Raw genomic sequence first — 24,466 nt, 5'->3', positions numbered from 1 at the left:
CGAAGTAAGGCGCAGTGTAGTTACGCCTTACTTCGGAAAAAGTTTAATCTATTTACTTAAAGTGCTACCTCTTAGATTCGTTGTTCTACAATATGTGTCTCGCTAAAGGCTGGCGGATTAAACCAATCTCCACTCCCGGCCCAGGTTGAGTCCAAGGGAATCCAGGTATCCTGCTCTGACAGATACACCTCGTTCCAGGCATGCGGGCCATAGCCGCCCTGCCCATCATAACCAAGTCCGGTCACCACCTTGACCTCTAAGCCTTGTGACCTGGCCATTACAGCATACAGCCGGGAGTAGTCAATACATACCCCAAGCTTCGTGTCGAAGGTCATCTGCGGCGTCTGTTCATGCCAGATCCCCTTTTCTTCATAATCCTTTACCTTATCGTAATCATAAGAGACACGAGAGCCAACCCAGTCATATAACAGACGGGCCTTTTGCTCATCCGAATTCGCATCTGCGGTGATTTCCGCTGCAGCTAGCTCGATATTGTGAGGAATACTGGCATCTATAACCTCATACTTCTGCTGCAAAATACCGCGAAGCTCAGCTTCCACTCCACGGGTGAACACGGGGAGCTTCTCCTTGATTAAGTTACCGGTAAGCGGCTCAATCACTGTTCTGGCTCCCTGCTGGTACACAGGTGAAGCCTCTATATAACGACTAAACGGACTACCCGGAAATAGTGTCACCACAATAAACAAGATAGCAATCAGCACCAGGCAACGCGCCGCACCAATCACCGCTCCGATTGAAGCCCCGGTTAAACGGCTGAGCAACGAGGCCCGCCGCTCTCTTCCAGGTGACAGCCAGCCGAATAAGGTATTGCCGCCATGAATGAAACCGGCAAACACCCCCGCTAATGTACGAACAAGCCAGTACATGAAGAGGTATACCAGGGCAAAACGCAGTAATGGAAAATCCCTTACAGCCATAATAATCGTGTGGAGCACTTGCTCCCATTTAGCCAGTTCTCGACTCGGAAGAGGGAGCTCCGTCAACCAGGCCTGAATCTTGGGAGACATCCACAATGTCAATGGAATTGCAGCCGCAATACCAATCAGTGACAGCATGCCGCCACCGACCAGCGAGAATAAACGGTCCGCCGACCGCGAAGCTCCCCGCATCAGCCCTTGAAGCACCGAACCCAGCAGCACCAGAAGCAGAACTACCGAGATGAAATTGTATTCGCTTATGTTTTGCAATGCTGCTGTCATATTAACCTCCGTGTCCAAACCTCTGCCTTATTGCGAATTCCGCACGGCCTCCTGAATGAACGCCTCCAACGTATCATTGACCGTCCATTCCCCTAAGGATACCCCATGGAACGACACCTTGGCTTTGTCGTCACCCATCTTGCCGGTGACCTCCAAATTTGGTGTAGTGATCGTAAACGTACCATCTGCATTTTGCGTCAGCTTGGCATCCTTCGCTTCATTCTTCATCATGTTTAGCGCCTCGCTCTTGCTAATGCTGACCGCCTGCTCCTTCACCGTCGTAACCGCTTCGCCTATATCCTTCAATGAGATTCCGCTATACACGATGATAAAGGCCGCAATAATCAGCACCAGCGCCCACTTCACAACCGTCTTCACAAAGTTAATAACCAGAAATAGAATCACCAGCGCCACTACGATAACCAGCCAGTTCTCCTGCAAAAACTCGGTCCATACTTGAATATCCATCATTTCCAAACACTCCTAGACCCCAATTTTATTATTACATTATACATGATGGCCCAGCTTCATGTCAGCTTAACCGGATTACATGCAAATTTGCCCAAGCTTTTTGGGAAAAGGGTATAAGTTCGTCCCCCCGGGCGTACAAGTAGAGCATACCAGTTCATACCTGAAAGGAGAGAAACGTCTCTTGAAGACCGCCTTCTGGCTTTATTTTTTTATGTTTCTCGCTTTCTTTGACCTGCATGCCCAGTATCCGATTCTGACCCCGTTCGCGTTATCTCTCGGGGCGGCCCCCACCTTCATCGGCTGGATGATGGGTATTTATGCGTTAACTCATTTGCCGGGCAACCTGATTGCCGGGCAAGGCGTTGACCGACACGGCAGCAAGGGCTACATGATTTTCAGCCTGCTTACTGCCGGGATCATTCTGCTCATGCAGGCGCATGTCACCGAACCTTGGCAACTGCTAGTGCTCCGTTCCATCAGCGGTTTTGTACTGGCTTTCTTGTCCCCAGCCTGCCTGGCCTTGCTTGCTTCACTATCCCGAAATGCCGTGCAGCAAGGCAAGCTGATGGCTGGACACGGGGTCATGCACACTTTAGCTTCTGTAGTATCCCCGGCAGCCGGCGCTTTTCTGGTTGCTCAATCCGGGTTCACCCTGACCTTTCAGCTTCTGGGGTGGCTGCTGATTTCGACAGGAATTATCGCTATTTTCACTATTAAGGAGCCCGCCAGAACAAATGCTGGCAGCAGTAAGGCCAAGCTTGCTCCTTCGGCCCAGGTTCCGCTCAAGATCAAGGTCATTCCTCTACGCTACTATTTGCTGCCGCTTGTAGTCTCCTGCTCTCAAGGTATCTTGTTCTTTGAGCTTCCCTTGCAGGCAGGCGGAACGGCAGGAATCATGCACACCGGCCTTTATTTCTCTATCATTAGCCTAGGTGCCTTAGTTACGTTGTCGATGCTGTTCTTGAACAAATATTCACCTTATAAGCGGGCCAGCTTCGGTATTCTGGGCATTGCGCTGTCCTTTTTCGCCTTGGCATCGCTGGATTTCATAGCCCTCCCCGTTGCCTTATTTGTGCTGGGAATGTCCAAGGGCATCGTATTTCCGGCGATGGCCTCCCTCTTTATTGATTTGAGTGGGGGTAAAAGATTGGGGACAGTATTCTCCCTGCAATCCATCGCCATGTCACTGGGCTCCTTTATCGGCCCCATTGCCGCAGGCGCCCTGCATGGCAAGCATTCACCGTACTTTCTAGCTTTCTTCCTGCTCATGCTGGCCACGTTAATTATGCCGCCAAAGAAACGCGGCAATCTAATCCCACCGGCCCTGGGAACTGGGGCCGGTCCATCAAAAGCACAGTAGGCCCCCACCCTTGACTGCCACCATCAACATGACAATTTTGCTTGGCTTAGGCAGCCGCACAGGGCACGGGACGACGCCCTACATAAGATGATCGTGTAATCACCGACCAATCAGAAAGTGGGGTGAACACGAATGGGTGCTATTGATAATTGTGGACCAGGCCCTGTAGTTCCTGGCTATGGTGCATGGACATCAACAGGAGCAATCCTGGTTTTGTACATTTTGCTCGTCATCATTCTCCGCACTCCTCTGTTCTAAACCAGCAATATGATGATTCAACTCAACTCGGTCTGCCACTATCGGCAGGCCGGTTTGTGTTTTTCCTTTATTTATATGCCGTATTAGCGGAACCACTAGTTCCCAAATTCGTACTACTTTATACAACCCATTTTAAGGAGGTCTTAGGTTTGAGGAATAAACGGACGATTTTCCCGGCTTTTCTGCTTATGATTTCATTAATTTTACCTAGCGGAGCATTGGCTGCAGGTGCAGAGGCGATTCCTGATGGAGCGCAACCGACCGAGCTTTCCGCAATTGCCGCCGAGAAAGCAGCACTTTTAACAGATACTTACGGTACGACCAGTATTCAATATGCCTTGATCGACAACGGAGAGATCATTGTTTCAGGCCAATCCGGTATAAATGACATTGAAGGTCAAGTGCCGTTGACCAAAGATACCACTTACGGCATTGGCTCAACCAGTAAAATGTTTACTACTGCCGCTGTAATGAAGCTCGTGGAACAGGGCAAGATTTCTCTCGATACCCCGCTTACGCAGTACATAGCGGAGTTCAAAATGAAAGATGACCGCTACAAGCAGATTACCCCTAGAATGCTGCTAAATCATTCTTCCGGACTGCAAGGCTCCAGCCTGACCAATGCCTTCTTGTTCGAGGATAATGATACTTATGCCCACGATACTTTGCTGGAGCAACTCTCCGGCCAGTCCCTCAAGGCCGATCCTGGCGCATTCTCAGTCTATTGTAATGATGGATTTACTTTGGCCGAAATTTTAGTAGAACGGGTAAGTGGTACAGATTTCACCTCTTTTGTTCATCAGCATTTCACAGAGCCGCTGAAGCTGAACCATACGCAAACCCCACAAGACGGTCTTGAGCCGGAGGAATTGGCGGCGCTCTATTTACCTACCTATCCAGAGCAACTTCCAAACGAAACGGTTAATGCCATCGGGACTGGAGGCATTTATTCCACAGCCGAGGACCTCGTCACCTTCGCCTCCGTATTTACCGGGGAAGCAGGCATTCTCTCCGAGCCATCGCTGAAAGCCATGGGAGAATCTGAATACCGGAAGGGAATATGGGCGCCTGAAGCCGATAGCGTCCTGAACTTCGGATTAGGCTGGGATAGCGTGAAGGCCTTCCCTTTTAATGATTATGGCATCAAAGCTCTGGTCAAAGGAGGAGATACCCTGATGTATCATGCCTCCCTGATCGTACTGCCAGAGCATAATATGGCGGCTGCGGTTCTATCCTCAGGAGGCTCCAGCAGCACAAACCAACTGCTCGCAAACGAAATGCTTCTCCATGCCTTGAAGGAGAAGGGAACGATTAAAGAATGGAAGCCCGCCAAGAGCTTCGGCACTCCGGTACAAGCTGATTTGCCGAAGGAACTGGAAGCTTACACAGGCTACTATGGAAGCTCCAATCAATTGTATTATCTCAAAGTAGCAGAAGGAGCCTTGTCCATCACTCAACCAGCAGCACCTGAAGCACCTGAACAGAAGCTGATTCATGTCGGAAATGGCGACTTTGTCAGTGCGGACGGAGCAGCCAAATTGAGTTTCGTTGAGGAAGATAACGGACGTACCTATCTCTGGGAGAGACAGTATGCGACCGTTCCGGAACTGGGCCAACTGGCGGTGAATCTTTACTCGGCCGAGAAGCTCGAGGAGCAGGAGATCTCTCCTGAAACAGCTAAAGCCTGGGAGCAACGTGAAGGAAAAACTTATTATCTCGTATCCGAGAAATATAGCTCCATTATTTACTTTGTGATGGAACCCATCCTGGGTGTTGATCTTCTCCCTGACGCCTTGCCCGGCTATTGGATAGACAAGCCGATTCTGGGACCAGACACGGCGAAGAGCCAACATCAGATTCCAGCAGTAGGTAGTCGGGATACGGCGGAATACCGTTTCCTTAACAAGAACGGAACCGAATATTTGGAGGCCGCAGGCTCTTCTTATATTAGCGAGGATGCGTTGAAGCCACTTTATGCCGGGCATCAGTCTTTGGCTACCCTTAAGTCCGACGAGACGGTGCGCTGGTACACCATCCCTGCTGAAGCTGCAGGTAAAACAATGACCGTTAACCTTCCTAACGAAGCAGCCTATGCCGTGTATGACGAAAGCGGCCTATGCGTTAGCTTCTCGGTTGTTCATGGTAGCGGTGAAGTAACGCTGCCGGAGGAAGGAAGTATTGCCTTCATCGGTGACCCAGGAGCCGTATTCACTGTCTCCCTGACTACACCGTAACTTCAGTTGTCAGAACAGAAACAGGGTGCAATCGCGACATGCGATTGCACCCTGTTCTATTTATGTTTACTTTTAGAAGTTGAAATCCTCGTCAATCAATGGCTCTACGTTCAGCGCCTTCACATAGCCATTACCCTTCTTGGAGAAGAAGTCATGCTGCTTCGTTTCCGTACGGATTCCGTTCAGTACGATTGGATTGATCTCCTCATCCTCAAACGGAGGCTCCAGACCCAGGTTCATGAACGCCTTGTTGGCATTGTAGCGAAGGAATGCCTTCACTTCATCAACCAGTCCGATTTGCGCATAGATTTGCTCAGTATAACGCTCTTCATTGGCATGCAAGTAATGCAACAGCCCTTCGAGCGTCTCCTGAACATCCTTCTGCTCGTCCTCATCCAGTTGCGCGAAGACTTCTTGCGCTAGCACACCAACATATACGCCATGGATGCTTTCATCCCGCAGGATCAGGTCGATAATTTCTCCGCTGGAGGTCATTTTACCTTGTCCCGCCAAGTAGAGCGGGTAGAAGAAGCCACTGTAGAACAGATAGCTTTCCAGCAGCACAGAAGCCGCCATAGCCAGATATAACTCACGTGGAGAATTAATGTTAGTGTAGTATTGGCGAATGGTCTCCGCCTTTGTTTGCAGCATAGGATTCTGCTCCACCCAACGGAAGATCTCATCAATCTCCTCATTGGAGGCCAGCGTCGTGAAGATACTACTGTACGACTTGGCATGAATTTGCTCCATCATGCCCATGAAGCCGAGTACCGCCTTACGCTGCAAGCCGTCCACATGCTCCATAATTTGTGGCATACCTACGCCACCTTGAATCGTATCGAGCAAGGTCAAGCCGCCCAGCACTTTCATATAGGCATCCTTCTCTTCAGGATTCAAGGTCATCCAAGACATCTTGTCATCCGACAAAGGAATTTCATCATCTGTCCAGAATTGCATGATATTCTGATTCCAGAACATCATCGTGAAATCATCGTCGGGACGATTCCAGTTGACTGCTTGTATCGCACACATCTCCGTCATTCATCCCTTTCAAGTCTTCCTTTTTTATTTACACCGAGCAGGTCAGGCATTCCTCAACGGATAAATTCTTCGTACGCGTATAGTACAATGACTTAAGGCCTTTGTGCGCTGCATACAGATAGTAACGCGCCAGTTGGCGAGTCGTCACATTGCTGTTCACATGCAGAATCGTCGAAATACCTTGGTCAATATGCGGGGCAATTTCCGCAATCAGGTCAATGACCTTGAGTTGATCCATTTGATACGCTGATTTATAGAAGAAAATATTCTCTGCACTTAGATAAGGCATAGGATAATAAGTAGTCGAATTTGCATAAGTCCGGGTTTCAATTTGCTCTACCACAGGCATAACGCTCGAGGTTGCATTTTGAATGTACGAGATGCTAGCCGTTGGCGCAATAGCCAATCGATAGGCATGGTACAGTCCATGCTTCATCACGTTTTCTTTCAGCTTCGCCCAATCTTGCGGCGATGGAATTTCCATTCCGGCGAACAGCCCGGCTGCCCGTTCGGTAAGTGGACGATAGTCCGTGTTCAGATAACGATCGAAGTATTCGCCTGTCGCATATTCCGATTCCTCGAAGCCTGCGAAGATTTCACCCGTTTGCGTGGCAATCTCCATGCTCTTCTCCAGGGAGTAGTAGTTCATCATCATGAAGAAGGTGCGGGCAAAGTCCCGAGCCGTTTCACTCTCATAAGGAATCTTGTTCTTCGCCAGGTAGCCATGCAGGTTCATAACACCAAGTCCTACGGAATGCATTTCCCGGTTCGCCTTGGCTACACCCGGAGCATTGGATACACTCGTCATATCGCTGACGGCCGTCAAAGCAACCATACCCTCATGCACAGACTCGCGAATTTTCTGCCGTTCCATTACGTTCACAATATTCAAGGATGCCAGGTTACAGCTAATATCGCGACGAATCATGTCTTCCTTGCCATAATCCAGAATCTCTGATGTTTCTTGCAATTGGAAGATTTCTGTGCACAGGTTGGACATCTTCACTTGACCTACCCGCTTCAAGGCGTGCTGATTGTTCGCATTGCTCTTGTTCATAATATATGGATAACCGGACTCCAACTGAGTCATGGCAATCTTGGTCAGCATGTCCCGCGCGCTCATCAGCTTTCTTTTCTTAACCCTACTGTCGGCAAGCAGCGTGTCATACATTACATCAAGATCCATGTCATCCAGATGCGTACCATAAGCTTTATATACACTATAAGGGCCAAACACATGAAGCGGCTCGTTAGCCTTGGCTAGTTCGTAGAAACGATTTGGCACAATCAGGCCGATGGAGAGCGTCTTAAGGCGAATCCGCTCATCGGCGTTAATTTTTTTACTATCCAGGAATTCAGCAACGTCCCAGCCAAAGATATTGTAATACCCGGCACCAGAACCCTTACGTTGCCCCATTTGATCCGCGTAAGAGAAAGCATCCTCCATCAGCTTCAAGACCGGCATAATGCCTTTGGCTGCACCCTCAACGCCTTTGATAGCTTCGCCACGTCCACGCAGCTTTGACAGGTTGACCGCTACCCCGCCGCCAATCTTGGACAACTGCATGCATGTATTCAGCACGTAGTTGATCGAATTCAGGGAATCATCCATCTCCAGCAGGAAGCAGGAGACCATCTCGCCGCGGCGGCTTTTACCTGCATTGAGGAACGTCGGGGTTGCCGGTTGAAGCCGTTGCTCCATCATAGAGCGTGCCAGCAAGCTGGCTGTATCTGCATTTCCTCGTCCCAGATAAAGCGCCACAATAGCTACCCGATCGGGATAATGTTCGAGGAACATCGATTTGTCATTCGTTTTCAATGCATAGTCGTTATAAAATTTCGATGCTGCCATATAAGAAGGGAATTCGAAGTTATAGCTGTGGGTGATGCTGTATACATGCTCGACTTCTTCAGCCGTATATTGGCCTAGCACGTTCTCATAGTAGTCGTTGTCAATCATGTAACGCACCTTATCGGTGGCAGTCAGGAAGGTCATGCTCTTACGCGCTACTTCCTCCATAAATTCGGCAACAGCTTCCCGGTCCTTATCCAACTGGAAGAACCCGTCTGCGTCCCGTTGCATCAATAAGTTGTTAAGTTCAATATGCCGCAACCCGGCTCACCTCCTGCATAAAATTTTCCGCATCCCGCTTGGTTCCAGAAAGTTCGAATTTGGCCACGATAGGCACCTGATAGCGCTCCGAGATCAAATCCGCGCTCTTCGCAAACTTCTCACCCCAATTACGGTTACCGCTGGCAGCTACGCCAAGCAGTCGCTTATAATTATTCTCCAGAAAAGCCGACACCTTTGTAGGTACCTGTCCAAACCCGGTCGTATATGTAATCAGTACAAACGGCTCTTCCAGCGTCATGTCCTCATTGATTTGCACCGCAGGACAACCCAGCTTCTGAATGAACCGTTTCACGTTGCCCGTCTTGGAATCGTACGCAATCAGCATCGTTACTCCCTCACTTTTCCTATCATCTTTTCTATAACTATATTTGATGATTTCAACTCGTCAGAAACAACATATTGTTGTATTTAATTAATTTAATACCTATATATAGTATTGTCAATCCTGAAAAACACCTAAATACAGCTTGTCCCACTTGTGGATAATGTGGAAAATTCGCCAACCTCGCATCAGACAAGCCTCTGCTGCTGCTTAAGCTTGTTGATAATTATTTTTTTAAAAATTTTTCTTTAATTTTGAGATGAAATTCTTCGCATACAAAAAAGCCCCTCTGCAACAAGAGGCGCTTTTTGTCAATACAATTTGCCAACAAACACTACAGTTGGAAGACGAGCAACAAGATCCCCACCACAAAACAGTAATAAGCAAAATATTTCAAATTCCCTTTAGCCATAATGTTCATAAACCACTTCATGGCAAAATAAGTAACGACCATTGTGGTTAAGAAAGCGATAAGGTACGGCACAAATAACGCCGAGCTGGCTGAATCGCTGGCAATATCGGAAATCCCCAACACCAATCCACCCAGGCTGACCGGAATGTACAGCATGAACGAAAATCTCAAGGCAGTGTCCTGCTTCATTCCCACCGCAATGGAGGAAATGATCGTGGCCCCCGAACGGCTGATGCCTGGAATCAGGGCAACGGCTTGCCCAAGGCCCACCAGCAACGCATCCTTGGCTGATAAATCGCCGTCCCGCTTTCTCCCCCTAAGGTTACGAATGATCCATAACGCTGCTCCTGTGACCAACAAAGCAATCGCTACCGTGTGAACTGAAGAGAATACGGTTTCGATTTGATCCTTGAACAACATGCCAACGATGACGGCTGGAAGAGTACCAATGATAATGTAAATGATAAACATAAAGTCCGCTTTGTACTCAGGCTTTCGTGTTCTGAGATAACCCAGGCCGTTTACGAACAATCTGGCAATATCCTGTCGGTAAATGAACATGATCGCCAGTAGCGAAGCTGTATTCGTCAAAATTTCGAATGAAAGGCCTTCGTTTACGATGCCCAGCAGCTTCTTGGCAATGATGACATGGCCGCTGGATGATACCGGGATGGGCTCTGTCGCACCCTGGACAGCGCCTAAAATCAAATATTTAAGCCACAATATCAAGTCTTCCACAAGCTACCCACTTTCTTCTGTCTTTTTTGTCCCAGCAAATCTTTCCCACTGTACTTCTATAGATTATAGCGCAATGAGGGAGGATGTAAAAAGCCCCCTGCTTTGCATCGCCACCTGACGGCAGTATAAACTAAGGGCATAGCCCCATGGCTCCATGACTAAACTATTTTGAGGTGACTCTATCTTGAATATCAGCATTATTGTAGAAGGGAAAAATGACCGCAGCAAGGTTCGGCGTTTGTTGACCGAGGAGGTCCGTATTCACTGCACCTTTGGCACTCTTAACAACGAGAAGCTGGACAAGTTGCGCAAACAGGTAGCAGACGATGAGGTGTATCTATTTCTTGATAACGATCCCTCCGGCAAGCGAATCCGCGGGGTGCTCCGCGACTCCTTTCCTGAGGCCCAGCAAATTTATACCCGCCGAGGATATGCCGGGGTAGAAGGAACGCCGGAAGAATATATTATTGCCCAACTGGAAAAGGCCGGGCTAGAGGAGTATATTCTATACCCTCCGCCGGCCTTCTAGTCAGGTCCAACCACCTGCTATTCAGTTATTCCCGCACTAAACCCATAACTCCATCGGCAATTTCCTGTGGCGTTGCTTCCGGTCGGTAAATGGCACGAAGCTGCCCTTTGCGATCAACCAGCCCGATCAGGTCCATATGCACAAAATTGCCCTCCTGGTCCTGATCAATCAATATCTTGAATGAGTCCATGGCCAAGTCGAACGTTTGCTGCTGGTCCCCTCGCAGGAAGTACCAACCACTATAATCCGCCTTAAACTTATCACCGAAGGCTTTCAAGCTGTCAAGTGTATCCCGCTCCGGGTCAAAGGTGACCGAAACGATAGAGGCATCCTGACCAAACAAATCCTTTTCCTTCAATATATCCTGAACTTGACTGAGCCTGAAGGTAGTAATCGGACAGACGTCCGGGCAATTGGAGAAGAAGAAATAAAATAGCCGCACCTTGCCGTTAGTATCCTCCAGCGTCACCGTGCTACCATCCACGTTCTCCATGCTGAAATCGGCGACAGGCCGAATGACTGGCAGCTTGGGCTTAGCATACGCGTCCCATAGCAGGTAACCAGCCAACACCGCACAAATCGCCAGCAGAATCCAACTCCATTTGTATTTCACCAGAACCGTCATCCCGCAACCTCCATCACAATCTGACCGTATCCAGAATCATTACAATCAGACATATCGTTAAATGGTTAACCGAGAACAAGAACACCTTTCTGGCCCACGCATCGTTATCCTTGGCCCAGAATCCCTGCAGGGCCATCAGCAGCCACAGCACGGAGAGCAGCTCTCCAATGATCAAAAACCAAATCCCGGTGTAGTTGTATGCATAGAGTAATACGGGAATCGGCAACAGCAACACCAGATACGGAATCATCTGTATCTTTGTCCGGGGAATCCCCTTGACGACAGGAAGCAACGGGAAGCCTGCTGCCCGGTATTCTTCGGTTCGGCGAATGCCTAGCGCCCAAAAATGCGGCGGCTGCCATAAGAATAATAAGGCAAATAACATCCACGCTCCCAAATCAATCTGGCCGGAGGCCGCCACATACCCGATTACAGGTGGCATAGCTCCCGAAATAGCCCCAATTGAGGTACTCCAGGTAGACGTTCTCTTAAGCCAAAGCGTGTACACGACCACGTATACCAGCATGCCAATGATGCCAAACAAGCCGGCAAGCGGCCCGGAGAAAGCAAATAGTACGACAAGGCCCGCGGCCCCCAAAATGGATGCGTACCATAATACCGTCTTGGGCGCCAGCTTGCCTGTCGGAAGCGCCCGGTTCTTCGTGCGGGCCATCTTGGTATCCATTTCCCGATCGAAGTAATTATTAAATACGCATGATGCCGCCATCACCAGTCCTGTTCCAACCAGCATGACAATGAGTCCGAAAATATCCAATTCCCAGCGGGAAGCCAGCCAGAAACCAGCGAAGGCCGCAATCAAATTAGAGCGTAATATGCCTGGCTTCGTCAAAGCGACGAAATCTCTCCAGGTCGCCGTTTCTCCCGGAGGAGTAGGTCTAACAGACAACGCAGCGGATTCCGCAGAAGTCTGAACACTTAATGGTTTGTCCACGCGCGATTCAATCCTCCTACATATCGTATTAAGTTGGGATTAGCCTATATCAAATAGTTCGCAAATATTTTAGCGATTGCATCCTCTTGATATAAACTTTATCACATCAAAACGCGTAAATGTTTAAAAATACTCGGAATCCCGCCCGTTGTTTATGACAATTCGGTGACTACACATTAAAGAGCAACAAATCCCATCAGACGTTGAACCTCTTTCAAGGTTTTATCTGCCATCTCACTTGCTCTCTCCGCTCCCTGGCGCAAGATGCTGCGCAGTTCACCGGACTCGCGAATATCACGATAGCGCTGCTGAAGTGGCTCAATCACACCTACCACCACTTCGGCCAAATCCTTCTTGAATTGACCATACATTTGTCCTTCATAACGCTGCTCCACCTCTGCAATGGACAGGCCGGCACACTGGCTATATATCGTAATCAGGTTGCTAACTTCCGGTTTGTTTGCAGGATCGAATTTCACTTCGCGGCCTGAATCGGTGGTTGCCCGGCTGATTTTCTTCCGAATTTCGTCCGGAGTGTCCAGCAGAGCAATGTAGCTTCCGGGATTCGGGTTGCTCTTACTCATCTTGTTAGAGGCATCGTCCAAGGACATAATACGAGCTCCGACCTCGGGAATATAAGGCGCTGGCAAAGTAAAATAATCCCCAAACCGGTGATTGAAGCGTCCGGCCAAATCTCGGGTCAACTCCAAATGCTGCTTCTGATCCTCACCTACCGGTACCAAATCAGCGTTATAGAGCAAGATATCAGCCGCCATCAAGGCGGGGTATACAAACAAACCGGCCCCTACCGAGTCCTTGCCCGCTGATTTGTCCTTAAACTGCGTCATTCGTTCCAGTTCGCCCATGGAAGTGAGCGTGGTCAACAACCATCCTAGTTGAGCATGCTGCATCACATGTGATTGCAAGTAAACATTGGCCTTATTTGGATCAATTCCTGCGGCAATATAGAGCGCTGCGACAGCTTCAGACTGCTCTGCCAGAGCAGCCGGTTCCTGGGGAACGGTAATAGCATGAAGATCCACCACCATGAAGTTGCATTTGTGTTCATGCTGCAGGGCTACAAAGTTTTTAATGGCCCCAATGTAATTGCCAAGCGTAAGTTGCCCGCTGGGTTGAATACCGGAAAGAACTGTTTTCATAACGACATCCTCCTCAAGTCAATAATAATGTCAGGCCCTAGGCCACCGGCAAAACGAATGCAAAAAGGCCCCACGCCCATAAAGGGACGTGAGACCGTGGTACCACCCTTATTCGCCAGAAAATCCATAAGCAGCAACCTAAAATAAGCTGCCTGGGAACATTTCCAACCTTCAAATCCATAACGCGGATCAATCGGCCGGGTATACTTAGGAAGAGACTCGCCCCTTCCGTTCCACCAGGCACTCCGAGGTCCATTCGGCCAAAATCCTCCTCCGGTTCGCATCAACCACCGGCTTTCTGCAGGACGATTATTTCGCTTACTTGCCCTCATCATCGCATTTCTTTATATGGAAGTTCAACCTTAATTGTTACCATCATAAATTGCTGTGCCGGGCCGTGTCAAATCCATTTTTCGTCCACCGGAAAAAGTGTTATGATTAGTCTAGCTTAAAGTGCGTGTTCAAAAGTCGGGTTTGCAGGACCAAAGCTTATGCTTTCGATGTGCGTTTTTTCAAAACGCTTGAGTTGGATGAAGCTAGGGAATGAGTAGCGGAGCTACACGTTTTCGGAGAAAACGACTTCGGAAGCATGGGTACGTGAGCAACCGAAATGTTTCTGAAGGAAACATACTACGGAAGCATATGCTAGGCCCGGGTGAATTCAAGATTCGATGTCGAATTGACTCCTTGAACAACTCCGTCCATTTGAAGACGACTTTTTGAACTACCTCTTAAAGAACTGATTATTATGTGGGAAAAGGAGCAACGATATGAAAAAAGTGACCAAAGGGCAATGGAACGGTTACGATACGTATATCTTACATAGCCGCGAACTTGAAGTCACGCTGCTACCCCGCCTTGGCAATAACGTCATTCGTATATGGGATAATATCCAACAACGCGATGTACTGCGTCATCCGGAAGAAAGCGAACTTGATTTTTACCTGCAAAAGCCATACCACTTCGGCATTCCCCTTCTGGCTCCTCCGGGACGCATACGCAGAGGGCAATTCACGTATGCTGGCCAGCAATATCAATTCAATCAGAACACGGCCAACGACAATCACATTCACGGCTTGCACCGTACGCAGAGCTGGTGCGTAAGCGATATAGAAGAGGATGAAGAGGGTTGTGCGATTACGACCGAGTTCATCACCTCTGACGATCCTGACTGGATTCGGCAATATCCTGAGCCGCTTAAGTTGGAAATGACCTTGCGGCTGCAAGGCTCATCCTTGACCCAAACCTATAAGGTCAGCCACCTGGGCAAACAACCCGCTCCTTTTGGTTTGGGACTGCACACGTGGTTCATGATTGATGGCGAGCCTGGACGCTGGACACTCAAATTGCCGGTATCCGATCAATTTAGCGCCGACGAAGAGAATATCCCTACGGGTGAGGTCGTCCCGCTTGGTGCCTGGAATGCCTTGAACCAGGGGATGAATTTGAAGGGAACCAATTGTGATACCATGCTTCGTATCGGGGATAAGCCTGTGGAGGCGCTGTTGACCCGTGATGATGGCTATGGGTTGCGTTACACTGCTGATCCTGAGTATTTTAAGTTCTGGGTCATTTATTCCAAAGGCGAAGCGGACCAGTTCTATTGCATCGAACCTTACACCTGGTTGCCGGATGCCCCCAATATCGATTTGCCTGCAAGTGAGACTGGGTTAATCGAGCTTCAGCCCGGGCAATCGCTTAAGCTCAATATTCATCTGGACATAGTATACCCAGACGGCCCAATCTCCTGACTCAAAGAAATGCAATAATTGCCACCTCCTTTGGTTTCGTATTTTGCGCATATTTTGCTCTCTGCGAACCATACTAACATCACAATCGCCAAAGGAGGTGACAAACATGGCAAGTCAAGGCCGCAATAATCTTGTGGTTCCTCAAGCAACTGCTGCTCTTCAACAATTGAAAGTTGAAGCAGCACAGGAACTGGGCGTAACCATTCCTCAAGACGGGTACTACGGGAACTACACTTCCCGTGAAACAGGTTCTCTTGGAGGATACATCACAAAACGTTTGGTCCAAATCGCGGAGCAGCAACTTTCAGGTCGTTCGAACCTGTAATTGCATCTCCTATTATGATTATATGAAACAGGCGACCTGCCTAGGCAGGTCGCCTGTTCCACTGTGAGTTGCTTTTATACTGACGCTTGTTACTCTGTATGTTTAAGAAATATTCTTGTATGTATGAGCCTTATCCTTAGGCGAATAACGTTGGACCAGCAAGTTGGCCATATTGTAGTTGGATTCCATCACAGCGTCGACAACAACCATGCCTTTTCGCAAAGCAAATTCGTAGCTAATCTCGCCATGGGTCCAATAACGCTTGTATTTCAGCGCCTCGATCGCCATCATCCGAAAAGAATTCAACTGAGTCTCATTCAGCCCTTGTTCTTCCTCAGTAAGTTGCCCGTCCCTTCCCGCAATCGGGTTATGACGGATTCCAAATTTCCCGACCGTGTTATTGCGAATTTGCAGAAATACAGTTCCTGAGCTTAACCCGGCCAGTTCCTCCCCTAACTCCTTAAACACCATGTCTACCTGTCTGACCAGTGAAATCTCATCGGTTTTGATCATAATCTTCTCCCTCCCTCAAGTGCATTCTCCTATTTTCTAGGTCTTATGTCACATTATAGGCCACAAACATACAATGTTCAACAATTTAGTTGTTAATTAGTCATTAATTCCTATCAATAATCAGGACAAATTGCTCTTTATATAATTAAAATCAGTCAAAAAATAACAAAAATCCGAGTCTGCTCAAGACTCGGATTTATTACTTTTTGCTTATTTGGTTAGTTCCAGGAAGGCTTCTACATCGGCGATATTTATAGCCATCGCATCCTGCCAGAAGTCTGGCTGAGTCAAATCTACGCCGAGATGCTTAAGTGCAAGTTCCTCAACCGTCATGCGCCCGGTATCCTGCAGCAATGCATCATACTTGGCGGCAAAGCCTTCTCCTTCGCGCATCGCCATCGCATAGATCCCCGTGCTGAACATGTAACCGAAGGTATACGGGAAGTTGTAGAACGGTACATCCGTAATATAGAAATGCAGCTTGGAAGCCCAGAAATGTGGGTGGTAGCTGTCCAACACATTATGATAAGCCTCACGCTGCGCTTCTTCCATTAATTCTGATAATTCCTTGGCCTCCAACACGCCTTCTTTCCGCTTGGCATAGAACCGCGTCTCGAACAGGAAGCGAGCATGGATATTCATATAGAAGCTAACTGAATTTTGAATCTTGTCGGCCAGAAGGACGATTTGCTCTTCCTTGGTAGCTGCACCTTTCACAAAAGCGTCCGCCAAAATCATTTCAGCAAAAGTCGATGCCGTCTCGGCCACGTTCATTGCATAATTCTGATTCAGGAACGGCAGGTCCTCCATCACGCTTTGGTGATAAGCATGGCCCAATTCATGAGCCAGTGTATACACATTGGATACCGTTCCCCCAAACGTCATAAAGATCCGGGTCTGTTTGCTCTTCGGCAATGAGGTACAGAAGCCCCCTGGGCGCTTGCCGGGACGATCTTCCGCTTCGATCCAGCGTTTGTCAAAAGCCTGTACGGCAAAATCGGCCAGCTTCGGACTAAACTTCCGGAACTGCTCAACAATATCCAAAGCCCCTTGCTCATAGGTTACCTTACCGGACACTTGACCAAGTGGAGCATCCACATCGTTCCAGCTTAACTTATCGAGCCCCATCAGCTTCGCTTTGCGTTCAAGATAAGCTACGAACGTAGGCTTGCTATCCTCAATGACCTTCCACATCGCGGTAAGCGTCTGGTCCGACATCCGGTTAAGAGCCAGCGGCTCCTTAAGGATGTTATCCCAGCCGCGTCTTTCGTACAGCTTCAGACGGAACCCTGCCAGCCGGTTCAACGTATCCGCACAGAAATCCGCCGATTTCGACCAGGCCTCCTCCCAGCTTGCAAAGGCACGCTCCCGCACGCTGCGATCCGGGCTATCCAGCTTATTCGCTGCCTGGCCTACAGATAGAAGCTCAACGTTGCCGTCCGCATCTTCAAACGGAACGGTTACGTTGGTGACAATCGTATCATAATGCTGTCCCCAGCCATGATAACCATCCACCGACAGGTCGGATACGAGTGTTTCCAGCTCCGGAGCTAATTTCTCCCGGGCCAGGCTTCGCTTCTCGCTAAGCGCAAATGAAACAGGGGCAATCTCTTCCCGCTTCATCCAGGCCTCCCACACCTCGTCTCCGGTTAAGCTCAGGACATTCCAGAACAAGGTCAATACATTCTCGAAGGAAGCTTGCAGGCTCGTAGCTTTCGCATTAAGTTGAACCGCCTTCTTGTCATGTTGGTCTTGTGCCGTCAAGCAGCCGATGAAGCTGAACACTTCAAATAAACGTGCGTCTACATCCTGTATATTCTCAAGCAAACCATCCAAAGCCCGAGTGTCCTCGAGCGTTGTGGGAACCGCCAACTCGGCAACCTGACTGTGATAATTGGCAATGTCCTGCTCCAACTGTTTGAGATAAGCCTGAAGCTCCGGAGAAGACGATCCTCCGGGAAATATTGATTCCAAATCCCATACGGGTTTAAGTGGTCCTGCAAATGGCGTTGTCATAAATAATCTCTTCCTTTCGTCATCCTATTGATGGTTCATGAAAAAAAAGTGTATGCTTATAGATATAGTTATCAGCTTGACAGGGGGATAAGAATGATGAAGCCATTACAAATTTCGGCGGATACCGCCGTGAAATTAGCCGCAAAACTCAAAGTGCCCATTGAGCACTTGATGCATATGCCGCAGCACATCTTATTACAGAAACTTGCCGAGTTGGCCAAGGAAGAGGCCGCAAGTTCAGCGGCAGAAGCGGATACCGCCGCATCCAAAGACAACTCAGGTCATGATGCAGAACCTTCATGATTCCGTTTAACCAAGCCTGGCCTTATGATGTTATGATGGGGGATGTCTATGTACATGAGTGTCCGTTCTGCTCCACCAGCAATGTGCTGCTGCCGCTGAAACCCCGCGAACTTAAAACGATTCATCAAGGAAAGAAGAAGTTAATCGTCTTCCCTTGCTGTGGGAACAAAATTCATGTGCTGGACTGCGACAATGATTATTTGTTAACCGATACCGTACTTCGTTAACTCAGAGAACCGTTTACCACAACCAGGACCGTTCCTTTGCCGGAACGGTCCTGAGCTTGTTATGACTGCATTTCCTCTGGTAGCTCATGTCCGCCGTTTAACATTTCTTCACGTAACAGTGCCCACTGCTCCCGAGAAGCACGAATCATCGCCGCATCCATAATTTTCTTATCATTGATGACCCTGGCGAACCACTTGACCGCATCATTGTAATTCTCCACTCTGCGATGCAGCTCACCGATCAGGTACATCAAGCGAGCATCATTCCCACCTACCCCTTCATTCTCGAATACGCGAATGTACGCCTCCAGGGCAAATTCCATGAACCGCTTCTCTTGCTCCCGGTTGCTCTGATATCGGTACAGCCAAGCGATGTGGTGAAGCAAACTCGCGATAATCCGATCCTTCTCACCGATGGTCTGTGCACAAATCAAAGCCAGCTTGTACGTTTCCAGCGCAGTATCCCAGTCACGCTTGCCCCCATAGTCTCTTTGGGAGAATCGGCTTCCGATCGCCTCTTGGAATTTCAGCTTCTGCCGGTCATTCAGACGTTCGAGTGAATTTTCCGTGGAGGCAAAGCCACAGGAGGGACAGATACGTACAACGTAATAATCCGGATTCTCCTTCTGATAATAGCTACAGAAATCCGTGTCAGTGCGCGAAGCCCGCTTGAAGCTGGGACGAACACGTGAGGTGGAGAACTCATTTTGGCAGTGGCTGCAAGTGACTTTAATCTGATAGAGGGGTTCCAATTCCAATTGTTTTACTTCCTTTCCGTAGTCCCTTGCGGATGATTCCCGTTCAAGGTGTATTGACAAAGTGAAAGGCCGGGCCAGATAACCGCTCCAATATGAATTCCTTCAGCGGCTCTTCAACTCCAATCTCCTGGAGCGCCCCGCGCATGCAAGCCAACCAGGCTTCCGCCCGCTCCCGGGTCACCGGAAACGGCATATGCCTGGCCCGCATGGCCGGATGGCCATAAGCGTCAGAATAAAGGGAAGGACCTCCGAAAAACTGCGTCAGGAACATAGATTGCTTTTCCAATACCGGAGTGATGTCTTCAGGGAACAAGGGACCCAGCAATGGATCACGCTGAACTCTCGGGTAAAAAGCCTCTACCAGCCGCCGAATCGTTTGCTCGCCGCCCAGATTGTCGTAAATGCTCTTGCTCAAATCCATCTGCCTCACCGCCCGCTTCCTGTGTCTAATTTCCTTCTCATGTCCAAAAGCATGCGTCAAAAATGGACGTCTTTCCTCATTATAACAAAAAAAAATAAAAGCTCCTACCGAAGCGGAGCTTTTACTCAAATGACAAGTCTATCAATAACTGCGCCAATCCTCTTCATTGGAATGGACCAGAGAGGCGCGGATAACATAAACAAAAGCACACACGAGAACACCTGCAACAACGCTCATGATTATCACTCCATCCACAAAAATTTGGCTCCTGCGAAGTCCATGAATGTATCGTAGTGGTTCAAAAGTTATGGGTATGGTCTTATAGAATCATTTTAGCATACCGTTTTGAAAATATCAGCCTGTAGAGCTTGCATTTTCGGCTTTTTTTGTGCTGTTTGTCCCATAAAAATCATACACTCTCACTATGATGCAAAGTGGAGGCGTCGTTATGGTTGCAAAACGGTTAACTGCTGTACTGTTTCTCTTCGCCGTCCTGCTGCTGATTATGCTGATGGCTCTTTATCCCACAGCATCCTGGCAAGCAGGGGTGCGGGGTCTGGCTATATGGTGGGACGTGTTGTTCCCATCCCTTTTCCCGTTTTTTGTCATCTCCGAAGTGCTGCTCGGCTTCGGTATCGTTCATTTCCTGGGCAAGCTGCTCGACCCGTTAATGAAGCCGGCATTTCGTATCCCGGGCAGTGGTGGATTCGTGCTGGCCATGGGGTTTGCCTCCGGATATCCCGTTAGCGCCAAGCTGGCTACCAAGCTGCGTGAGCAGGGTCTGGTGTCCCGGGTTGAGGGCGAACGCCTCGTGGCGTTCACTACGTCCTCCGATCCTATCTTTCTGATTGGTGCCGTCTCGGTGGGCTTCTTCGGCAATCCCAAGCTGGCTGGCGTGCTGGCCCTGGCTCATTACGGGAGTGCTTTGCTGCTTGGATTGATTATGCGCTTCTACGGACCTGCGGACTCCGAGTCCTCCGTTACCACCGCTTCAACCACCGCTAAAGGCTCTAGCCTGAAGCTGGCGCTACAGGCTATGCACGAAGCTCGGATGGCCGATGGGCGCAGCCTTGGAGAACTGCTAAGACAGGCCATCGCCTCCTCCTTACAACTCATGGCTGTCGTAGGAGGTCTGGTTGTTTTTTTCTCCGTCATTCTGGAGGTGCTGACCGCTTCGGGATTGATGAATTCCCTCTATATAGCGGTGCAGCATCTGCTTCCGCTTGCCGGACTTCCCTCCGGATTGGCAGAGCCATTAATGGGCGGCTTGTTCGAAGTTACGCTCGGCGCCAGAGCTTCGGCTGCCCCGGAAGGCATCCCGCTAATCTACAAAGCCGCGGCGGCTGCTTTTATTTTGTCCTGGGGCGGATTGTCTGTCCATGCCCAAGTTGCCAGCATTTTAAATGAAGCGGACCTGCGTTATGCCCCGTTCCTGCTGGCTCGTCTACTTCATGCCTTACTAGCTGCCGGATTGCTGCTGCTATTATGGGGGCCTCTTATGGATGCCGCCCCGGCCTGGATATGGCTCCCGGAAGGAGTGCTTCAGACGGACGAATCGCTATATGGTTGGAGCGCCATAACATCAGGATTTCAGACGTTCCTGCTTATTCTGCTTGCCTTGTTTATTTTGTCAATTCTGGTGAAAATCATACACTGGATTCGGGCAAAACGCGCGTTGTAAAGCCCGGCTCTACAGAAAATGAACATTGTGTTCTGCCCACGAATTGATTATGATCTTTACAAAAGGACCTTTAAAGGAGCTTGTCATCTTGAAATACTTTGTACTTGATCGTGGAGATGAAATATCCGTTGAATTAAGCGAGTTGTTTCATCGGCTTGCTGCCGAGAATGGCTTGGAACTGGATGAGAAATCTCCCGATATCGTGGTATCGATTGGCGGAGACGGCACTATGCTACACGCCTTTCATACATTCATCGACCAGATTCCCTCGATTGCCTTCGTAGGCATACATACCGGTCACCTGGGCTTCTATGCCGACTGGAAAGCCGATGAGATTCCTGAGCTCATCCATATGATGAGCAACCAGGCGAAGGGGGAAACGATAGAACCACGAGTCGTCCAATATCCCTTGATTCATTTGGAAATTTGCAAGCGCTCCGGGAACTCTTCCTACATATGTCTGAACGAGTTTACTTTGAAAGGCGTGGATGGCACCGTAGTTGCCCAGGTGGACATTAATGACCAGATGTTTGAAATGTTTCGGGGCGACGGCATCTGCGTGTCCACTCCATCGGGAAGTACCGCCTATAACAAGAGTCTGGGCGGAGCCATGCTCCACCCTTCTATTGAAGCATTACAGGTGACGGAGATCGCTTCGATCAACAACCGGGTATTTCGAACCCTGGGCTCACCTCTTGTATTGCCCAAGCATCATCGCTGCGACATTTATTCGCGCAAGGAACAAAATTTGCTGCTGACCATCGATCACGTTAACCTGCCGATGGATGATTTGATCTCGGTAAGCTGTCAGGTTGCCGAGCGGAAAATCAGCTTTGTCCGCTACCGGCCGTTTCCTTTTTGGACCCGGGTACGCAACGCATTTCTTGACTAGCTTTTTGAACTCTCAGCTTGGAAGTGCGTGTTCAAAAAGTCGGGTTTACAGGACCAAGAAGGTTGGATGAAGCTAGGGACTGAGTAGCGGAGCTTACGTAGTGGGTACGTGAGCAACGGAAGGCCCGGGTGAATTCAAGATTCGATGCCGAGTTCACTCCTTGAACATCTTCGTCCTGGGAAGGTGACTTTTTGAACAACCTCTAGAAGTGAAATTCTTTAAATAATTTGCAGAGGAAGATGATCATGATCCCCCATTATATTCGCAGATATGCCCTGATCCCTCTCTTATCCTTCATGCTCCTGGGATTGCCGCAAGCCGCCTGGGCCGCAGAAGCAGACGCAGCCACCGAAGCCTCGGACCTGGACGCGCTGCAAGAGGTGCTTTATTACCTGGAGACCTACAATATTGAAGGTGTAGAACGCCAGGAGTTACTGGACAACGCCATTCGTGGCATGGTTTATACCCTGGAAGATCCCTATAGCGACTATTTTACAGAAGAAGAACTGCAAAGCTTTGAGGACGGAGTGAACCAAGAGTTTGTAGGGATTGGAGCCACTCTTCGTTACACGGAGGACAAGCTGTTCGTTACCGATGTGCTGAAGAATTCTCCAGCAGCCAAGGCTGGCATCTTGCCGGGAGACATCATCGTGAAGGTAGATGGCCTTCCCGTCACCAGCAGCGAGGATATCTTGAGAATACAAGGGGAAGAACATACCGAGGTGAAAATTACGGTCGACCGCGGTGGACAATCTCTGGTATACCCGATTACGCGTGCTCACTTCACCCTCCCGTCTGTTACGGGAACGGTTGTGCCTTACAGCAAGGTAGGCTATATCGCCATCTCTTCTTTCTCGGATACAGCCGATGAAGAGTTCGCTGAAGAGCTGGCACGGCAACGTAAGGAAGGCATCGGTGCTCTGGTGCTGGATCTTCGGGATAATCTCGGCGGTTATGTAGATTCGGCAGCCAACATCGCCAAGCATTTCATGGATGACCAGGTCCTGATGTATATTGCCGATCAGAGCGATGAACTAGAAGCGGTTGTCATAGAAGATGGACAATCTATTGGCATGCCGGTGGTAATATTAACGAATGAGTTAACAGCCAGCGCTTCCGAAATTTTGACCGGCGCGCTTCGTGATAATGACATCGCCACGGTCGTCGGAGAACAAACCTACGGTAAGGCTCGTATTCAAAATGTGTTCACCTTATCCAATGGCAGTTCCTTGAAGCTCACCGTGCAGGCCTATTTCACGCCGCATCTGGAGGACTTCAATTACGTTGGCCTCGAGCCGGATATCGAGGTTGAGTATAATGCAGCGGCCCAGCTTGTAACCGGACTATATGAGGCTGGGGTACGGCGCATCGACATCAGTGGTGGTCCAGCATCTTTAAGCATCAACGGGGCGCCGTTCCCTGGATATGTTGACGTCCTGAAGGACGGCGATAAGGTGTATGCACCTTCCCGCCTGCTTGCAGCATTGGTCAAAGGCACGCCAACCTGGGTGACCAGTAATCAGAAGCTGACGATCACCGATAGTGCTGGCACAGCAGCAGGATTTACCGTAGCCGCACAGGCCGTGAAGCTCGTAGAGGGCGAATCTTATCTGGAATTGCATGAATTCGTCAAGAAGTACCCTCATATTCGTTGGAGCTATAACCAAGGTACTCTGAACTTATCTAATCGTTAAAAAAAATCATATATAAAAAAACGGCCTTCCGAATTATTCGGAGGCCGTTTCCATTTGCGGTTGTCCTTTGAAATTGTTACCTGAATCCTTGTCTTTGTTATCCCGTTCCTTGTGATTGTCCTTGACCTTCTGAAGTACAAAGTAAGCACAGCCGAAATTGCAATATTCGTTGATATAATCCGTGATTCCGGAATACGCGGTATCACGATTGGCTTTGGGATGGTTGTCCCGTAGAAATCCCTTCAAGCGCAGCTTCTCATAACCCCAGTCCCCGATAATATAATCGTAACGGTCCAGTACCTCGCTATAACGCTGCTTGAACGCCTCAGGGTCCCAAGCTTCTTTGTAGTTCTGAATAAGTTCGTAGGTTTTGCCGCCGATTTGAATCAAGGGGCGCTCCTCCTTCTACATACATCATCCGTATGGCTA

At 49.1% G+C, this 24,466-nt stretch carries 24 protein-coding genes and 1 other annotated feature; of the genes, 10 read left to right on the top strand and 14 right to left on the bottom strand.

The genetic code is table 11. The features are described from left to right. Positions 1-71 precede the first annotated feature (71 nt). Both BN3279_RS04570 and BN3279_RS04565 read right to left on the bottom strand, forming a co-directional pair. Entirely contained in the window at positions 72-1,220 is a 1,149-nt protein-coding gene (locus BN3279_RS04570) for a transglutaminase domain-containing protein (protein ID WP_059049681.1), read from the bottom strand. Between the two features lie 27 nt (positions 1,221-1,247). Next, complete coding sequence (locus BN3279_RS04565; RefSeq protein WP_059049680.1) at positions 1,248-1,688, bottom strand: hypothetical protein; 441 nt, start codon at positions 1,686-1,688, stop codon at positions 1,248-1,250. A 184-nt stretch (positions 1,689-1,872) separates the two neighbouring features. Between BN3279_RS04565 and BN3279_RS04560 the strand changes: the two genes are divergently transcribed. Together BN3279_RS04560 and BN3279_RS04555 are read left to right on the top strand one after the other, a co-directional pair. Then, positions 1,873-3,051 carry an MFS transporter gene (locus BN3279_RS04560; RefSeq protein ID WP_059049455.1) on the top strand — a complete coding sequence of 393 codons (1,179 nt, stop codon included), beginning with the start codon at positions 1,873-1,875 and terminating at the stop codon, positions 3,049-3,051. 407 nt (positions 3,052-3,458) lie between these two features. Further along, positions 3,459-5,543, top strand: coding sequence for a serine hydrolase domain-containing protein (locus BN3279_RS04555; RefSeq protein ID WP_392396833.1), 2,085 nt, complete (start codon positions 3,459-3,461; stop codon positions 5,541-5,543). 72 nt (positions 5,544-5,615) lie between these two features. Here the strand turns inward: BN3279_RS04555 and nrdF are convergent, their stop codons facing one another. The 4 genes from nrdF to BN3279_RS04535 form a co-directional block, all read right to left on the bottom strand. Further along, complete coding sequence (gene nrdF / locus BN3279_RS04550) at positions 5,616-6,575, bottom strand: class 1b ribonucleoside-diphosphate reductase subunit beta (protein ID WP_059049678.1); 960 nt, start codon at positions 6,573-6,575, stop codon at positions 5,616-5,618. 37 nt (positions 6,576-6,612) lie between these two features. Next, entirely contained in the window at positions 6,613-8,697 is a 2,085-nt protein-coding gene (nrdE, locus tag BN3279_RS04545; RefSeq protein WP_059049454.1) for a class 1b ribonucleoside-diphosphate reductase subunit alpha, read from the bottom strand. Beyond that, positions 8,684-9,043, bottom strand: coding sequence for a class Ib ribonucleoside-diphosphate reductase assembly flavoprotein NrdI (nrdI, locus tag BN3279_RS04540; RefSeq protein ID WP_059049453.1), 360 nt, complete (start codon positions 9,041-9,043; stop codon positions 8,684-8,686). Before nrdI ends, nrdE begins: the two co-directional genes overlap by 14 nt. A 331-nt stretch (positions 9,044-9,374) precedes the next feature. Next, positions 9,375-10,190 (bottom strand): undecaprenyl-diphosphate phosphatase, encoded by an 816-nt coding sequence (locus BN3279_RS04535; protein ID WP_059049452.1) that lies wholly within the window; start codon positions 10,188-10,190, stop codon positions 9,375-9,377. A gap of 184 nt (positions 10,191-10,374) precedes the next feature. Here BN3279_RS04535 and BN3279_RS04530 point away from each other — a divergent pair, with 184 nt between their 5' ends. Then, positions 10,375-10,719: a toprim domain-containing protein gene (locus BN3279_RS04530; protein WP_059049451.1), complete on the top strand. Its 345-nt coding sequence runs from the start codon at positions 10,375-10,377 to the stop codon at positions 10,717-10,719. 25 nt (positions 10,720-10,744) lie between these two features. Here the strand turns inward: BN3279_RS04530 and BN3279_RS04525 are convergent, their stop codons facing one another. From BN3279_RS04525 to trpS, 3 genes are all read right to left on the bottom strand, one after another. Further along, entirely contained in the window at positions 10,745-11,344 is a 600-nt protein-coding gene (locus BN3279_RS04525) for an SCO family protein (RefSeq protein ID WP_059049450.1), read from the bottom strand. A 13-nt stretch (positions 11,345-11,357) separates the two neighbouring features. After that, the gene (gene cyoE, locus BN3279_RS04520; protein WP_059049449.1) at positions 11,358-12,296 is read right to left on the bottom strand and encodes a heme o synthase; all 939 of its coding nucleotides are present in this window, start codon (positions 12,294-12,296) and stop codon (positions 11,358-11,360) included. A 176-nt stretch (positions 12,297-12,472) separates the two neighbouring features. After that, positions 12,473-13,456 carry a tryptophan--tRNA ligase gene (trpS, locus tag BN3279_RS04515; RefSeq protein ID WP_059049448.1) on the bottom strand — a complete coding sequence of 328 codons (984 nt, stop codon included), beginning with the start codon at positions 13,454-13,456 and terminating at the stop codon, positions 12,473-12,475. 79 nt (positions 13,457-13,535) lie between these two features. Continuing rightward, positions 13,536-13,800, bottom strand: a binding site (T-box leader). Between the two features lie 426 nt (positions 13,801-14,226). Here trpS and BN3279_RS04505 point away from each other — a divergent pair. Both BN3279_RS04505 and BN3279_RS04500 read left to right on the top strand, forming a co-directional pair. After that, positions 14,227-15,207, top strand: a complete 981-nt coding sequence (locus tag BN3279_RS04505) for an aldose 1-epimerase (protein ID WP_059049446.1) — start codon at positions 14,227-14,229, stop codon at positions 15,205-15,207. Between the two features lie 106 nt (positions 15,208-15,313). Further along, entirely contained in the window at positions 15,314-15,532 is a 219-nt protein-coding gene (locus BN3279_RS04500; RefSeq protein WP_059049445.1) for an alpha/beta-type small acid-soluble spore protein, read from the top strand. A 102-nt stretch (positions 15,533-15,634) separates the two neighbouring features. Here the strand turns inward: BN3279_RS04500 and BN3279_RS04495 are convergent, their stop codons facing one another. Both BN3279_RS04495 and BN3279_RS04490 read right to left on the bottom strand, forming a co-directional pair. Beyond that, positions 15,635-16,045 (bottom strand): hypothetical protein, encoded by a 411-nt coding sequence (locus BN3279_RS04495; RefSeq protein ID WP_059049444.1) that lies wholly within the window; start codon positions 16,043-16,045, stop codon positions 15,635-15,637. A 210-nt stretch (positions 16,046-16,255) separates the two neighbouring features. Further along, the gene (locus tag BN3279_RS04490; protein WP_059049443.1) at positions 16,256-18,061 is read right to left on the bottom strand and encodes a M3 family oligoendopeptidase; all 1,806 of its coding nucleotides are present in this window, start codon (positions 18,059-18,061) and stop codon (positions 16,256-16,258) included. Positions 18,062-18,157: 96 nt separating this feature from the next. Between BN3279_RS04490 and BN3279_RS04485 the strand changes: the two genes are divergently transcribed. Together BN3279_RS04485 and BN3279_RS04480 are read left to right on the top strand one after the other, a co-directional pair. After that, complete coding sequence (locus BN3279_RS04485; RefSeq protein WP_059049677.1) at positions 18,158-18,364, top strand: YycC family protein; 207 nt, start codon at positions 18,158-18,160, stop codon at positions 18,362-18,364. After that, positions 18,361-18,591 (top strand): hypothetical protein, encoded by a 231-nt coding sequence (locus BN3279_RS04480; RefSeq protein WP_059049442.1) that lies wholly within the window; start codon positions 18,361-18,363, stop codon positions 18,589-18,591. Before BN3279_RS04485 ends, BN3279_RS04480 begins: the two co-directional genes overlap by 4 nt. Positions 18,592-18,650: 59 nt before the next feature. On the opposite strand, the gene BN3279_RS04475 is transcribed toward BN3279_RS04480, so the two are convergent. Further along, a complete protein-coding gene (locus BN3279_RS04475) occupies positions 18,651-19,349 on the bottom strand; it encodes a DUF2225 domain-containing protein (protein ID WP_059049441.1) in 699 nt (232 codons plus the stop codon). Positions 19,350-19,392: 43 nt separating this feature from the next. Beyond that, entirely contained in the window at positions 19,393-19,770 is a 378-nt protein-coding gene (locus BN3279_RS04470; RefSeq protein WP_059049676.1) for a globin domain-containing protein, read from the bottom strand. A 448-nt stretch (positions 19,771-20,218) separates the two neighbouring features. Between BN3279_RS04470 and ylbJ the strand changes: the two genes are divergently transcribed. From ylbJ to BN3279_RS04455, 3 genes are all read left to right on the top strand, one after another. Beyond that, a complete protein-coding gene (ylbJ, locus tag BN3279_RS04465) occupies positions 20,219-21,451 on the top strand; it encodes a sporulation integral membrane protein YlbJ (protein WP_059049440.1) in 1,233 nt (410 codons plus the stop codon). Between the two features lie 88 nt (positions 21,452-21,539). Then, a complete protein-coding gene (locus BN3279_RS04460) occupies positions 21,540-22,343 on the top strand; it encodes an NAD kinase (RefSeq protein ID WP_059049439.1) in 804 nt (267 codons plus the stop codon). Positions 22,344-22,588: 245 nt separating this feature from the next. Continuing rightward, the gene (locus tag BN3279_RS04455) at positions 22,589-24,037 is read left to right on the top strand and encodes a S41 family peptidase (RefSeq protein WP_059049438.1); all 1,449 of its coding nucleotides are present in this window, start codon (positions 22,589-22,591) and stop codon (positions 24,035-24,037) included. 33 nt (positions 24,038-24,070) lie between these two features. Here BN3279_RS04455 and BN3279_RS04450 read toward each other — a convergent pair whose 3' ends face one another. Further along, positions 24,071-24,427: a YutD family protein gene (locus tag BN3279_RS04450; protein WP_059049437.1), complete on the bottom strand. Its 357-nt coding sequence runs from the start codon at positions 24,425-24,427 to the stop codon at positions 24,071-24,073. Positions 24,428-24,466 lie beyond the last annotated feature (39 nt).

Origin of the sequence: Paenibacillus senegalimassiliensis (assembly GCF_001486585.1) — a bacterium.
GTDB lineage: Bacteria > Bacillota > Bacilli > Paenibacillales > Paenibacillaceae > Fontibacillus > Fontibacillus senegalimassiliensis.
Note: the sequence above shows the minus strand (reverse complement) of the source record. Positions and strands in the feature narration are given on the sequence as shown.